Annotated in this window: 26 protein-coding genes; 25 read left to right on the top strand and 1 reads right to left on the bottom strand. The window is 50.2% G+C overall.

Translation table 11 applies throughout. The features are described from left to right. Window positions 1-259: 259 nt before the first annotated feature. Both bfd and bfr read left to right on the top strand, forming a co-directional pair. Window positions 260-454, top strand: coding sequence for a bacterioferritin-associated ferredoxin (bfd, locus tag CNE01S_RS21375; protein WP_008457135.1), 195 nt, complete (start codon window positions 260-262; stop codon window positions 452-454). A gap of 71 nt (window positions 455-525) precedes the next feature. Then, window positions 526-999 (top strand): bacterioferritin, encoded by a 474-nt coding sequence (gene bfr, locus CNE01S_RS21370; protein ID WP_039288312.1) that lies wholly within the window; start codon window positions 526-528, stop codon window positions 997-999. Between the two features lie 49 nt (window positions 1000-1048). On the opposite strand, the gene CNE01S_RS21365 is transcribed toward bfr, so the two are convergent. Then, window positions 1049-1528 carry a prepilin peptidase gene (locus tag CNE01S_RS21365; RefSeq protein ID WP_061278342.1) on the bottom strand — a complete coding sequence of 160 codons (480 nt, stop codon included), beginning with the start codon at window positions 1526-1528 and terminating at the stop codon, window positions 1049-1051. A 388-nt stretch (window positions 1529-1916) separates the two neighbouring features. Between CNE01S_RS21365 and rpsJ the strand changes: the two genes are divergently transcribed. From rpsJ to rpmJ, 23 genes are all read left to right on the top strand, one after another. Continuing rightward, on the top strand, window positions 1917-2228 hold the full coding sequence (gene rpsJ / locus CNE01S_RS21360) for a 30S ribosomal protein S10 (protein ID WP_001181005.1): 312 nt from the start codon (window positions 1917-1919) through the stop codon (window positions 2226-2228). A 31-nt stretch (window positions 2229-2259) separates the two neighbouring features. Further along, window positions 2260-2889 (top strand): 50S ribosomal protein L3, encoded by a 630-nt coding sequence (gene rplC / locus CNE01S_RS21355; RefSeq protein WP_061278340.1) that lies wholly within the window; start codon window positions 2260-2262, stop codon window positions 2887-2889. Window positions 2890-2899: 10 nt separating this feature from the next. Next, entirely contained in the window at window positions 2900-3505 is a 606-nt protein-coding gene (gene rplD, locus CNE01S_RS21350) for a 50S ribosomal protein L4 (RefSeq protein ID WP_008457145.1), read from the top strand. Then, window positions 3502-3804 carry a 50S ribosomal protein L23 gene (gene rplW / locus CNE01S_RS21345; RefSeq protein ID WP_008457148.1) on the top strand — a complete coding sequence of 101 codons (303 nt, stop codon included), beginning with the start codon at window positions 3502-3504 and terminating at the stop codon, window positions 3802-3804. The genes rplD and rplW overlap by 4 nt, the downstream gene beginning before the upstream one ends. A 17-nt stretch (window positions 3805-3821) precedes the next feature. Beyond that, the gene (gene rplB, locus CNE01S_RS21340) at window positions 3822-4643 is read left to right on the top strand and encodes a 50S ribosomal protein L2 (protein WP_002919786.1); all 822 of its coding nucleotides are present in this window, start codon (window positions 3822-3824) and stop codon (window positions 4641-4643) included. A 16-nt stretch (window positions 4644-4659) separates the two neighbouring features. Continuing rightward, on the top strand, window positions 4660-4938 hold the full coding sequence (rpsS, locus tag CNE01S_RS21335; RefSeq protein ID WP_001138115.1) for a 30S ribosomal protein S19: 279 nt from the start codon (window positions 4660-4662) through the stop codon (window positions 4936-4938). Between the two features lie 14 nt (window positions 4939-4952). Then, the gene (rplV, locus tag CNE01S_RS21330) at window positions 4953-5285 is read left to right on the top strand and encodes a 50S ribosomal protein L22 (protein ID WP_002919773.1); all 333 of its coding nucleotides are present in this window, start codon (window positions 4953-4955) and stop codon (window positions 5283-5285) included. A gap of 17 nt (window positions 5286-5302) precedes the next feature. Beyond that, window positions 5303-6001 (top strand): 30S ribosomal protein S3, encoded by a 699-nt coding sequence (gene rpsC, locus CNE01S_RS21325; protein ID WP_006817277.1) that lies wholly within the window; start codon window positions 5303-5305, stop codon window positions 5999-6001. 12 nt (window positions 6002-6013) lie between these two features. After that, the gene (gene rplP / locus CNE01S_RS21320; protein ID WP_002438716.1) at window positions 6014-6424 is read left to right on the top strand and encodes a 50S ribosomal protein L16; all 411 of its coding nucleotides are present in this window, start codon (window positions 6014-6016) and stop codon (window positions 6422-6424) included. Further along, window positions 6424-6615 (top strand): 50S ribosomal protein L29, encoded by a 192-nt coding sequence (rpmC, locus tag CNE01S_RS21315; protein ID WP_008457158.1) that lies wholly within the window; start codon window positions 6424-6426, stop codon window positions 6613-6615. The genes rplP and rpmC overlap by 1 nt, the downstream gene beginning before the upstream one ends. Continuing rightward, window positions 6615-6869, top strand: coding sequence for a 30S ribosomal protein S17 (gene rpsQ / locus CNE01S_RS21310; protein ID WP_008457160.1), 255 nt, complete (start codon window positions 6615-6617; stop codon window positions 6867-6869). The genes rpmC and rpsQ overlap by 1 nt, the downstream gene beginning before the upstream one ends. Before the next feature lie 166 nt (window positions 6870-7035). Next, window positions 7036-7407 (top strand): 50S ribosomal protein L14, encoded by a 372-nt coding sequence (gene rplN, locus CNE01S_RS21305; protein ID WP_008457164.1) that lies wholly within the window; start codon window positions 7036-7038, stop codon window positions 7405-7407. A gap of 10 nt (window positions 7408-7417) precedes the next feature. Next, window positions 7418-7732 (top strand): 50S ribosomal protein L24, encoded by a 315-nt coding sequence (rplX, locus tag CNE01S_RS21300; RefSeq protein WP_007724317.1) that lies wholly within the window; start codon window positions 7418-7420, stop codon window positions 7730-7732. 14 nt (window positions 7733-7746) lie between these two features. Then, window positions 7747-8286 carry a 50S ribosomal protein L5 gene (gene rplE / locus CNE01S_RS21295; protein WP_061278338.1) on the top strand — a complete coding sequence of 180 codons (540 nt, stop codon included), beginning with the start codon at window positions 7747-7749 and terminating at the stop codon, window positions 8284-8286. A gap of 14 nt (window positions 8287-8300) precedes the next feature. Beyond that, a complete protein-coding gene (rpsN, locus tag CNE01S_RS21290) occupies window positions 8301-8606 on the top strand; it encodes a 30S ribosomal protein S14 (protein WP_008457171.1) in 306 nt (101 codons plus the stop codon). A 33-nt stretch (window positions 8607-8639) separates the two neighbouring features. Then, window positions 8640-9032 carry a 30S ribosomal protein S8 gene (gene rpsH, locus CNE01S_RS21285; protein WP_008457173.1) on the top strand — a complete coding sequence of 131 codons (393 nt, stop codon included), beginning with the start codon at window positions 8640-8642 and terminating at the stop codon, window positions 9030-9032. 13 nt (window positions 9033-9045) lie between these two features. Beyond that, complete coding sequence (rplF, locus tag CNE01S_RS21280; protein WP_061278336.1) at window positions 9046-9579, top strand: 50S ribosomal protein L6; 534 nt, start codon at window positions 9046-9048, stop codon at window positions 9577-9579. A gap of 9 nt (window positions 9580-9588) precedes the next feature. Beyond that, the gene (gene rplR, locus CNE01S_RS21275) at window positions 9589-9942 is read left to right on the top strand and encodes a 50S ribosomal protein L18 (RefSeq protein WP_008457177.1); all 354 of its coding nucleotides are present in this window, start codon (window positions 9589-9591) and stop codon (window positions 9940-9942) included. Window positions 9943-9956: 14 nt separating this feature from the next. Then, the gene (gene rpsE / locus CNE01S_RS21270) at window positions 9957-10457 is read left to right on the top strand and encodes a 30S ribosomal protein S5 (protein WP_038478233.1); all 501 of its coding nucleotides are present in this window, start codon (window positions 9957-9959) and stop codon (window positions 10455-10457) included. Window positions 10458-10463: 6 nt separating this feature from the next. Next, the gene (gene rpmD / locus CNE01S_RS21265) at window positions 10464-10643 is read left to right on the top strand and encodes a 50S ribosomal protein L30 (protein WP_004846568.1); all 180 of its coding nucleotides are present in this window, start codon (window positions 10464-10466) and stop codon (window positions 10641-10643) included. 3 nt (window positions 10644-10646) lie between these two features. After that, window positions 10647-11081: a 50S ribosomal protein L15 gene (rplO, locus tag CNE01S_RS21260; RefSeq protein ID WP_008457184.1), complete on the top strand. Its 435-nt coding sequence runs from the start codon at window positions 10647-10649 to the stop codon at window positions 11079-11081. 7 nt (window positions 11082-11088) lie between these two features. Beyond that, window positions 11089-12420 carry a preprotein translocase subunit SecY gene (secY, locus tag CNE01S_RS21255; RefSeq protein WP_008457186.1) on the top strand — a complete coding sequence of 444 codons (1332 nt, stop codon included), beginning with the start codon at window positions 11089-11091 and terminating at the stop codon, window positions 12418-12420. A gap of 30 nt (window positions 12421-12450) precedes the next feature. Continuing rightward, entirely contained in the window at window positions 12451-12567 is a 117-nt protein-coding gene (rpmJ, locus tag CNE01S_RS21250) for a 50S ribosomal protein L36 (RefSeq protein ID WP_008457187.1), read from the top strand. Window positions 12568-12654: the final 87 nt, after the last annotated feature.

The raw sequence follows: 12654 nt of genomic DNA, 5'->3' as shown, positions 1-12654 counted from the left end.
CGGCCGTACCGTTGGCGCGGGCGTTGTTGCTAAAGTTCTGAGCTAATCCTCTGATACTTTAATGCAATAATGGAAGGGCATCTTCGGATGCCCTTTTTTATGTCTGAAATTTGCTATTTACGTGGGAAAGTCCTCTCTTACCACCGCTCGCGTCTTTTTTTGCATTTGATTACCATTCTCTTCATTCTACCCCACTGCATCCCTTGTAAAGCCAATCATTCTCATTTACACTTTGCGCAGTTTTTGAGCGGGAGTGATCATGTACGTTTGCTTGTGTAACGGTGTAAGCGATAAGACAATTCGTCAAGCGGTGCGACAGCATCATCCTCAGTCTTTTCAGCAGCTTAGAAAGTTTATCCCGGTGGGGAATCAGTGTGGTAAATGCGTTCGTCAGGCGCGAGAAATCATGCAAGACGAACTGATGCAGATCCCGGAATTTAAAGAGATCGCCTAAAACACGCTCATTTTTTTGACTTACACTGCACGACATCTACGCTTCAATAAGTGGAAGCGGAGGATGTCAAAATGAAAGGTGATGTTAAGATAATAAATTATCTCAATAAATTATTGGGAAACGAGCTTGTCGCGATTAACCAGTATTTTCTGCATGCCCGCATGTTCAAAAACTGGGGATTAAAACGTCTCAACGACGTCGAGTATCACGAGTCAATCGATGAGATGAAGCACGCCGATAAGTACATCGAGCGTATTCTCTTCCTCGAAGGTATTCCAAATCTGCAGGACCTTGGTAAGTTGGGTATTGGGGAAGATGTCGAAGAGATGCTTCGTTCTGACCTGAAACTGGAACTGGATGGCGCTAAGGATTTGCGTGAAGCTATCGCCTATGCCGATAAAGTTCATGATTATGTCAGTCGTGACCTGATGATCGAAATTCTGGCCGATGAAGAAGGCCATATCGACTGGCTCGAGACCGAACTGGATTTAATCCAGAAGCTGGGTATCCAAAACTATCTGCAGGCCCAGATACGGGAAGAGTAATACTCGCGTTACCAGGACAGAGGGGGTCCCCTCTGTCTTCTCTAATACCTCATCCAAACACCTGCCAGCAAAAATTCCCCCAGCCTGAGAAAGCAAGCCAGGGGCCAAAAGGCATTTCAATGATTTCACGGCGCCTGAGCAGATAAAGCATTCCGGCATAAATGATGCCCAGAGAAGACGCAAAGGCGACGATGAGAGGCAAGTGCTGCCAGTAGCTCCAGGCTCCAATTGCCGCCAGCAGTTTGAAATCACCATAACCCAATCCTTCTTTGCCGGTAGCATAACGGAATACCTGAAAGATAGCCCACAAGAAGAGGTAGCCGGCTATCGCACCAAATACGGCGTGATAAACACGGTGGGGATTCACCAGACTATGAAACAACAATCCCAACCACAGTAAGGGGAGGGTAAGTCTGTCAGGTAGCTGCATCGTTTTGAAATCAACAATGCTTAGTGCTAATGAGAAGCTAAAATAAAGCCCTGCGGCGGCGGGGAGCATCCAGGCAACCTGTATATCGGTCAGTATCATCTTTTTATCCCGGTAAGATTGAAGCCATGGGATGCTACGCCGTTGCGTTGGCCAAACCTATTAATCCCTGAATTTGGTGCGTGGTACTGCGTGATGTCTCGCAGATGTAGAGCCAAATGAGCTTGAAACTAACTAAATGAAGGATGTCGGTGAAATTTCAACCCATATGGCTTGCAAGCCGAGCTGAAACCCGTATAATGCGCGGGCTGTCTTAATAGACAGCCGGTTCAATATGAACCCTGATAGCAGTCAGTAGAAGTCATTCAGTTGCTATCAAACAATGTCCCCAATTGGGGGACTATGTATGAACGATTACACTCCCCCATCAATCGTAATGGGTGTGAGTAGTAATTTTTTTCGTCTATAAAATAATTGGAGCTCTGGTCTCATGCAGAACCAAAGAATCCGTATCCGCCTTAAAGCGTTTGATCATCGTCTGATCGATCAATCAACCGCGGAAATCGTCGAGACTGCTAAGCGCACTGGTGCGCAAGTCCGTGGTCCGATCCCGCTGCCGACCCGCAAAGAGCGCTTTACCGTTCTGATCTCCCCGCACGTCAACAAAGACGCGCGTGATCAGTACGAGATCCGCACTCACAAGCGTCTGGTTGACATCGTTGAGCCAACTGAGAAAACCGTTGATGCTCTGATGCGTCTGGATCTGGCTGCCGGTGTAGACGTGCAGATCAGCCTGGGTTAATCAGGTCATTGACGATTGAGAGGTTGAAACAATGATTGGTTTAGTCGGTAAAAAAGTGGGTATGACCCGTATCTTCACTGAAGATGGCGTTTCTATCCCAGTAACCGTAATTGAAGTAGAAGCAAACCGTGTTACTCAGGTTAAAGACCTGGCTAACGACGGCTACCGTGCTGTTCAGGTGACCACTGGTGCTAAAAAAGCTAACCGTGTAGCCAAGCCGGAAGCTGGTCACTTCGCTAAAGCTGGCGTTGAAGCTGGCCGTGGTCTGTGGGAATTCCGTCTTGCTGAAGGCGAAGAGTTCACCGTAGGTCAGGACATTAGCGTTGAGCTGTTTGCTGAAGTTAAAAAAGTTGACGTAACCGGTACCTCTAAAGGTAAAGGTTTCGCAGGTACCGTTAAGCGCTGGAACTTCCGTACCCAGGACGCTACCCACGGTAACTCCTTGTCTCACCGCGTTCCGGGTTCTATCGGTCAGAACCAGACTCCGGGCAAAGTGTTCAAAGGCAAGAAAATGGCAGGCCAGCTGGGTAACGAACGTGTAACCGTTCAGAGCCTGGACGTAGTACGTGTTGACGCTGAGCGCAACCTGCTGCTGGTGAAAGGTGCGGTCCCGGGTGCAACCGGTAGCGACCTGATCGTTAAACCAGCTGTGAAGGCGTAAGGGGATAGCAATGGAATTAGTATTGAAAGACGCGCAAAGCGCGCTGACTGTTTCCGAAACTACCTTCGGTCGTGACTTCAACGAAGCGCTGGTACACCAGGTTGTTGTTGCTTATGCAGCAGGCGCCCGTCAGGGTACTCGTGCTCAGAAGACCCGTGCTGAAGTAACTGGTTCCGGCAAAAAGCCGTGGCGCCAGAAAGGTACCGGCCGTGCGCGTTCAGGTTCTATCAAGAGCCCGATCTGGCGTTCCGGTGGCGTAACCTTCGCTGCTCGCCCGCAGGACCACAGTCAAAAAGTTAACAAAAAGATGTACCGCGGCGCGCTGAAAAGCATCCTGTCCGAACTGGTACGTCAGGATCGTCTGATCGTTGTTGAGCAGTTCTCTGTTGAAGCACCGAAAACCAAGCTGCTTGCTCAGAAACTGAAAGATATGGCTCTGGAAGATGTGCTGATCGTGACCGGTGAACTGGATGAGAATCTGTTCCTGGCCGCTCGCAACCTGCATAAGGTTGACGTGCGCGATGTTGCTGCAATCGACCCAGTTAGCCTGATCGCCTTCGACAAAGTCGTTATGACTGCGGAAGCAGTTAAGCAAGTTGAGGAGATGCTGGCATGATCCGTGAAGAACGTCTGCTGAAAGTACTGCGCGCGCCGCACGTATCTGAAAAAGCGTCTACCGCGATGGAAAAAACCAACACCATCGTACTCAAAGTTGCGACTGACGCGACCAAAGCAGAGATCGTTGCTGCTGTACAGAAGCTGTTCGAAGTTGAAGTTAAAGACGTTAACACCCTGGTAGTTAAAGGGAAAACTAAACGTCACGGACAGCGTGTTGGTCGTCGTAGCGACTGGAAAAAAGCTTACGTCACCCTGAAGGAAGGCCAGAATCTGGACTTCGTCGGCGGCGCTGAGTAAGTCGGAGGAGAAAGACAATGGCAGTTGTTAAATGTAAACCGACATCTCCGGGTCGTCGCCACGTAGTTAAAGTGGTTAACCCTGAGCTGCACAAGGGCAAGCCTTTTGCTCCGTTGCTGGAAAAAAACAGCAAATCCGGTGGCCGTAACAACAATGGTCGTATCACTACCCGTCATATCGGTGGTGGTCACAAGCAGGCTTACCGTATTGTTGACTTTAAACGCAACAAAGATGGTATCCCGGCAGTTGTTGAACGTCTTGAGTACGATCCGAACCGTTCCGCGAACATCGCGCTGGTTCTGTACAAAGATGGCGAACGCCGTTACATCCTGGCCCCTAAAGGCCTGAAAGCTGGCGACCAGATTCAGTCTGGCGTTGATGCTGCAATCAAAGCGGGTAACACCCTGCCGATGCGCAATATCCCGGTTGGTTCTACCGTTCATAACGTAGAAATGAAACCAGGTAAAGGCGGTCAGCTGGCTCGTTCCGCTGGTACCTACGTGCAGATCGTTGCTCGTGATGGTGCTTACGTTACCCTGCGCCTGCGCTCCGGTGAAATGCGTAAAGTCGAAGCTGACTGCCGCGCTACCCTGGGCGAAGTTGGCAACGCTGAGCATATGCTGCGCGTTCTGGGTAAAGCAGGTGCTGCTCGCTGGCGTGGTGTTCGTCCTACCGTTCGCGGTACCGCGATGAACCCAGTCGATCACCCACATGGTGGTGGTGAAGGTCGTAACTTTGGTAAGCACCCGGTATCCCCGTGGGGCCTGCAGACCAAAGGTAAGAAGACCCGCAGCAACAAGCGTACTGATAAATTTATCGTACGTCGCCGTAGCAAATAATTTTAGAGGATAAGCCATGCCACGTTCTCTCAAGAAAGGTCCTTTTATTGACCTGCACTTGCTGAAGAAGGTAGAGAAAGCGGTGGAAAGCGGTGACAAGAAGCCCCTGCGCACTTGGTCCCGTCGTTCAACGATCTTTCCTAACATGATCGGTTTGACCATCGCTGTCCATAATGGTCGTCAGCACGTTCCAGTCTTTGTTTCCGACGAAATGGTCGGCCACAAACTGGGTGAATTCGCACCGACTCGTACTTATCGCGGCCACGCTGCTGATAAAAAAGCGAAGAAGAAATAAGGTAGGAGGAAGAGATGGAAACTTTAGCTCAACATCGCCATGCTCGTTCTTCTGCTCAGAAGGTTCGCCTTGTTGCTGACCTGATTCGCGGTAAGAAAGTGTCGCAGGCTCTGGATATTCTGACCTACACCAATAAGAAAGCGGCTGTATTGGTTAAGAAAGTACTGGAATCTGCCATTGCTAACGCTGAACACAACGATGGCGCTGACATTGACGATCTGAAAGTCGCGAAAATCTTCGTAGACGAAGGCCCTAGCATGAAGCGCATTATGCCTCGTGCAAAAGGTCGTGCAGATCGCATCCTGAAGCGCACCAGCCACATTACTGTGGTTGTGTCCGATCGCTGAGACTCTGGAGACTAGCAATGGGTCAGAAAGTACATCCTAATGGTATTCGCCTGGGTATTGTAAAACCATGGAACTCAACCTGGTTTGCGAACACCAAAGAATTCGCTGACAACCTGGACAGCGATTTTAAAGTACGTCAGTACCTGACTAAGGAACTGGCTAAGGCGTCTGTATCTCGTATCGTTATCGAGCGTCCTGCTAAGAGCATCCGTGTGACTATTCACACCGCTCGCCCAGGTATCGTTATCGGTAAGAAAGGTGAAGACGTAGAAAAACTGCGTAAGGTCGTAGCGGATATCGCTGGCGTTCCTGCACAGATCAATATCGCCGAAGTTCGTAAACCTGAACTGGACGCAAAATTGGTTGCTGACAGCATCACTTCTCAGCTGGAACGTCGTGTTATGTTCCGTCGTGCTATGAAGCGTGCTGTACAGAACGCAATGCGTCTGGGCGCTAAAGGTATCAAAGTTGAAGTTAGCGGCCGTCTGGGCGGTGCTGAGATCGCACGTACCGAATGGTACCGTGAAGGTCGCGTGCCGTTGCACACTCTGCGTGCTGACATCGACTACAACACCTCTGAAGCGCACACCACTTATGGTGTAATCGGCGTTAAGGTATGGATCTTCAAAGGTGAGATCCTGGGTGGTATGGCTGCTGTTGAACAACCGGAACCGGCTGCTCAACCTAAAAAGCAGCAGCGTAAAGGCCGTAAGTAAGGAGAGTCGCTGATGTTACAACCAAAGCGTACAAAATTCCGTAAAGTGCACAAAGGCCGCAACCGTGGTCTCGCGCAGGGTACGGATGTTAGCTTCGGCACTTTCGGTCTGAAAGCTGTTGGCCGTGGTCGTCTGACTGCCCGTCAGATCGAAGCAGCACGTCGTGCAATGACCCGTGCAGTTAAGCGTCAGGGTAAGATCTGGATCCGTGTATTCCCGGACAAACCGATCACCGAAAAGCCGCTTGAAGTGCGTATGGGTAAAGGTAAAGGTAACGTGGAGTATTGGGTTGCCTTGATCCAGCCAGGCAAAGTCCTGTATGAAATGGACGGCGTACCTGAAGAGCTGGCCCGTGAAGCCTTCAAGCTGGCAGCAGCAAAACTGCCTATCAAAACCACCTTTGTAACTAAGACGGTGATGTAATGAAAGCAAAAGAGCTGCGTGAAAAGAGCGTCGAAGAGCTGAACACCGAGCTGCTGAACCTGCTGCGTGAGCAGTTCAACCTGCGCATGCAGGCTGCAAGTGGCCAGCTGCAACAGACTCACCTGCTGAAGCAGGTTCGTCGTGATGTTGCTCGTGTTAAGACTTTACTGACTCAGAAGGCGGGTGCGTAATGACCGATAAAATCCGTACTCTGCAAGGTCGCGTTGTCAGCGACAAAATGGAGAAATCCATTGTTGTTGCCATCGAACGTGTTGTGAAGCACCCGATCTACGGGAAATTCATCAAGCGTACGACCAAACTGCACGTACATGACGAGAACAACGAATGCGGTATCGGTGACGTGGTTGAAATCCGCGAATGCCGTCCGCTGTCCAAGACTAAGTCCTGGACGCTGGTTCGCGTTGTAGAGAAAGCGGTTCTGTAATACAGTAAGCCTTCTCAAACAAATAAACGGCTCAGCGATGAGCCGTTTATTTTTTCTACCCATATTCAGGAACCGGTGTTATAATGCCGCGCCCTCGTTTATGGGGCTTTTTAACGACCTGAATTCCAGGTCCCGAAGTAGTAGTTGACATTAGCGGAGCACTGAAATGATCCAAGAACAGACTATGCTGACCGTGGCCGACAACTCCGGCGCGCGTCGCGTAATGTGTATCAAGGTTCTGGGTGGCTCGCACCGTCGCTACGCAGGCGTCGGCGACATCATCAAAATTACCATCAAGGAAGCAATTCCTCGCGGTAAGGTGAAGAAAGGCGATGTGCTGAAAGCGGTAGTGGTGCGCACCAAGAAGGGTGTTCGTCGCCCGGACGGTTCTGTCATTCGCTTCGATGGTAATGCATGCGTTATTTTAAACAATAACAGCGAGCAGCCAATCGGCACGCGTATTTTTGGGCCGGTAACTCGTGAACTGCGTAATGAGAAGTTCATGAAAATTATCTCTCTGGCACCAGAAGTACTCTAAGGAGCGAATCATGGCAGCGAAAATCCGTCGTGATGACGAAGTTATCGTGTTAACCGGTAAAGATAAAGGTAAGCGCGGTAAAGTAAAAAATGTCCTGTCTTCCGGCAAGGTCATTGTTGAAGGTATCAACCTGGTTAAGAAACATCAGAAGCCGGTTCCGGCCCTGAACCAACCAGGTGGCATCGTTGAAAAAGAAGCTGCAATTCAGGTTTCTAACGTTGCACTCTTCAACGCGGCAACCGGCAAGGCTGACCGTGTAGGCTTTAGATTCGAAGACGGCAAAAAAGTCCGTTTCTTCAAATCTAACAGCGAAACTATCAAGTAATTTGGAGTAGTACGATGGCGAAACTGCATGATTACTACAAAGACGAAGTAGTTAACAAACTCATGACTGAGTTTAACTACAATTCTGTCATGCAAGTCCCTCGGGTCGAGAAGATCACCCTGAACATGGGTGTTGGTGAAGCGATCGCTGACAAGAAACTGCTGGATAACGCAGCAGCTGATCTGACAGCAATCTCCGGTCAAAAGCCGTTGATCACCAAAGCACGCAAATCTGTTGCAGGCTTCAAAATCCGTCAGGGCTATCCGATCGGCTGTAAAGTAACTCTGCGTGGCGAACGCATGTGGGAGTTCCTTGAGCGTCTGATCACTATTGCTGTACCTCGTATCCGTGACTTCCGTGGCTTGTCCGCTAAGTCTTTCGACGGTCGTGGTAACTACAGCATGGGTGTCCGTGAGCAGATCATCTTCCCAGAAATCGATTACGACAAAGTCGATCGCGTCCGTGGTTTGGATATTACCATTACCACTACTGCGAAATCTGATGATGAAGGCCGTGCTCTGCTGGCTGCCTTTGACTTCCCGTTCCGCAAGTAAGGTAGGGTTACTTCATGGCTAAGCAATCAATGAAAGCACGCGAAGTAAAGCGCGTTGCTTTGGCTGAAAAATTCTTCGCTAAACGCGCAGAACTGAAAGCTATCATTTCTGATGTGAACGCGACCGACGAAGACCGTTGGAACGCTGTTCTCAAGCTGCAAACTCTGCCGCGTGATTCCAGCCCGTCCCGTCAGCGTAAACGCTGCCGCCAGACTGGTCGTCCACATGGTTATGTGGGCAAGTTCGGGTTGAGCCGTATCAAGCTGCGTGAAGCCGCCATGCGCGGTGAAGTGCCTGGCTTGAAAAAGGCTAGCTGGTAATTGTCACCAATTGAATCACGGGAGTAGAGACAGATGAGCATGCAAGATCCGATCGCGGATATGCTGACCCGTATCCGTAACGGTCAGGCCGCGAACAAAGTTGCGGTCACCATGCCTTCCTCCAAGCTGAAAGTGGCAATCGCCAACGTGCTGAAGGAAGAAGGTTATATTGAAGAATTTAAAATTGAAGGCGACATCAAGCCTGAACTGGAACTGACTCTTAAGTATTTCCAGGGCAAGGCTGTGGTAGAGAGCATTCAGCGAGTCAGCCGCCCAGGTCTGCGCATCTATAAGAAAAAAGATGAGCTGCCTAAAGTTATGGCCGGCATGGGTATTGCTGTCGTTTCTACCTCTAAAGGTGTTATGACTGATCGTGCAGCGCGCCAGGCTGGTCTTGGTGGCGAAATTATCTGCTACGTAGCGTAATTGGAGGAATAAAATGTCTCGTGTTGCTAAAGCACCGGTCGTTGTTCCTGCAGGCGTAGAGGTAAAACTCAACGGTCAGGTTATTTCGATCAAAGGTAAAAACGGCGAGCTGACTCGTACTATCAACGATGCTGTTGAAGTTAAACACGCTGATAATGCTCTGACTTTCGCTCCGCGCGAAGGCTTTGCAAACGCGTGGGCCCAAGCGGGTACCACTCGTGCGCTGTTGAACGCAATGGTTGTCGGTGTTACCGAAGGCTTCACTAAGAAGCTGCAGCTGGTTGGTGTAGGTTATCGTGCAGCCGTTAAAGGCGACGTGGTGAATTTAGCCCTGGGCTTCTCTCACCCTGTTGAGCATAAGCTGCCGGCAGGAATCACTGCTGAATGTCCGACTCAAACTGAAATCGTGCTGAAAGGCGCTGATAAGCAGATGATCGGTCAGGTTGCAGCAGATCTGCGCGCCTACCGTCGTCCTGAGCCTTATAAAGGCAAGGGTGTTCGTTACGCCGACGAAGTCGTGCGTACCAAAGAGGCTAAGAAGAAGTAAGGTAACACTATGGATAAGAAATCTGCTCGTATCCGTCGTGCGACCCGCGCACGTCACAAGCTCAAAGAGCTGGGTGCAACTCGCCTGGTGGTACATCGTACCCCGCGTCATATTTACGCACAGGTAATTGCACCAAATGGTTCTGAAGTTCTGGTAGCCGCTTCTACTGTAGAAAAAGCTATCACTGAGCAACTGAAGTACACTGGGAACAAAGACGCCGCTGCAGCTGTAGGTAAAGCTGTTGCTGAGCGCGCGCTGGAAAAAGGCATCACCGTAGTTGCTTTTGACCGTGCTGGTTTCCAATATCATGGTCGTGTCCAGGCACTGGCAGATGCTGCCCGTGAAGCTGGCCTTCAGTTCTAAGGTAGAGGTGTAAGATGTCTCACATCGAAAAACAAGCTGGCGAACTGCAGGAAAAGCTGATCGCGGTAAATCGCGTATCTAAAACCGTTAAAGGCGGTCGTATTTTCTCCTTCACTGCTCTGACAGTGGTAGGCGACGGTAACGGTCGTATTGGTTTTGGTTACGGTAAAGCGCGTGAAGTTCCAGCAGCGATCCAGAAAGCGATGGAAAAAGCCCGTCGCAACATGATTAACGTCGCGCTGAACAGCGGCACCCTGCAGCACCCTGTTAAAGGCGTGCACACAGGTTCCCGTGTGTTCATGCAGCCGGCTTCCGAAGGTACCGGTATCATCGCCGGTGGTGCAATGCGCGCCGTCCTGGAAGTCGCTGGTGTTCATAACGTCTTGGCTAAAGCGTATGGTTCTACTAACCCGATTAACGTGGTTCGTGCAACTATCGATGGCCTGGCGAATATGAATTCTCCAGAAATGGTCGCTGCCAAGCGTGGTAAATCCGTTGAAGAAATTCTGGGGTAATTGACCATGGCAAAGACTATTAAAATCACTCAAACCCGCAGTGCAATCGGTCGTCTGCCGAAACACAAGGCAACGCTGCTTGGCCTGGGTCTGCGTCGTATTGGCCACACCGTAGAGCGCGAGGATACTCCTGCTGTACGTGGTATGGTCAACGCGGTTTCCTACATGGTTAAAGTTGAGGAGTAAGAGATGCGTTTAAATACTCTGTCTCCGGCCGAAGGGTCTAAGCACGCTTCCAAGCGTCTGGGTCGTGGTATCGGTTCTGGCCTCGGTAAAACCGGCGGTCGTGGTCACAAAGGTCAGAACTCTCGTTCTGGTGGTGGCGTACGTCGTGGTTTCGAAGGTGGTCAGATGCCGTTGTACCGTCGTCTGCCGAAATTCGGTTTCACCTCTCGCAAAGCAATGATCACGGCAGAAGTTCGTCTGTCCGATCTGGCGAAAGTTGAAGGCGACGTAGTTGACCTGAACACGCTGAAAGCAGCAAACATTATCGGTATTCAGATCGAGTTCGCGAAAGTGATCCTGTCTGGTGAGGTAACTCGTCCGGTAACTGTTAGCGGCCTGCGTGTGACCAAAGGCGCTCGTGCTGCTATCGAAGCTGCTGGCGGTAAAATCGAGGAATAAGTAGCAGATGGCAAAACAACCGGGATTAGATTTTCAAAGTGCTAAAGGCGGCCTCGGCGAGCTGAAACGCAGACTGATGTTTGTTATCGGTGCGCTGATTGTGTTTCGTATTGGCTCTTTTATTCCGATCCCTGGTATTGATGCCGCTGTACTTGCCAAACTGCTTGAGCAACAGCGAGGCACTATCATTGAAATGTTTAACATGTTCTCTGGTGGTGCTCTCAGCCGTGCTTCTATCTTCGCGCTGGGTATCATGCCGTACATTTCGGCATCGATCATCATTCAGCTGCTTACCGTGGTTCATCCCGCGCTAGCAGAGCTGAAGAAAGAAGGGGAGTCTGGTCGTCGTAAGATCAGCCAGTACACCCGTTACGGCACTCTGGTGCTGGCAATATTCCAGTCAATCGGTATTGCTACCGGTTTACCGAATATGCCTGGTATGCAGGGCCTGGTGTTAAATCCAGGCTTTGCATTCTATTTCACCGCTGTTGTAAGCCTTGTCACCGGGACAATGTTCCTGATGTGGCTGGGTGAACAGATTACTGAGCGTGGTATCGGTAACGGTATCTCAATCATAATCTTCGCGGGTATCGTTGCGGGTCTTCCGCCGGCCATTGGCCATACCATCGAGCAAGCAAGGCAAGGCGACCTGCACTTCCTCCTGTTGCTGTTGGTTGCAGTATTAGTATTTGCAGTGACCTTCTTCGTTGTTTTTGTTGAGCGTGGCCAGCGCCGCATTGTGGTCAACTACGCTAAACGTCAACAGGGTCGTCGTGTCTATGCTGCGCAGAGCACACATTTACCGCTGAAAGTGAACATGGCCGGGGTTATCCCTGCGATCTTCGCCTCCAGTATTATTCTGTTCCCAGCGACCATCGCGTCATGGTTCGGGGGCGGTACCGGTTGGAACTGGCTGACAACAATTTCGCTGTATTTGCAGCCTGGGCAACCGCTTTATGTGTTACTCTATGCGTCTGCAATCATCTTCTTCTGTTTCTTCTACACGGCGTTGGTTTTCAACCCGCGTGAAACAGCAGATAACCTGAAGAAGTCCGGTGCATTTGTACCAGGAATTCGTCCGGGAGAACAAACGGCGAAGTATATCGATAAAGTAATGACCCGCCTGACTCTGGTTGGTGCGCTGTACATTACCTTTATCTGCCTAATCCCGGAGTTCATGCGCGATGCAATGAAAGTGCCGTTCTACTTCGGTGGGACCTCACTGCTGATCGTTGTTGTCGTTATCATGGACTTTATGGCTCAAGTGCAAACTCTGATGATGTCAAGTCAGTACGAGTCTGCATTGAAGAAAGCGAACCTGAAAGGCTACGGCCGTTAATCGTCGCTTGAGAAGTTACGGAGAGTAAAAATGAAAGTTCGTGCTTCCGTCAAGAAATTATGTCGTAACTGCAAAATCGTTAAGCGTGACGGTGTTATTCGCGTGATTTGCAGCGTAGAGCCGAAGCATAAACAGCGTCAAGGCTGATTATCTCGCATATTTTTCTTGCAAAGTTGGGTTGAGCTGGCTAGATTAGCCAGCCAATCTTTTGTATGTCTATGCGTTTCCATTTGA

This window comes from Cedecea neteri NBRC 105707 = ATCC 33855, from assembly GCF_001571265.1.
Lineage (GTDB): Bacteria > Pseudomonadota > Gammaproteobacteria > Enterobacterales > Enterobacteriaceae > Cedecea > Cedecea neteri.
This window is presented reverse-complemented; position numbering and strand designations above follow the sequence as displayed.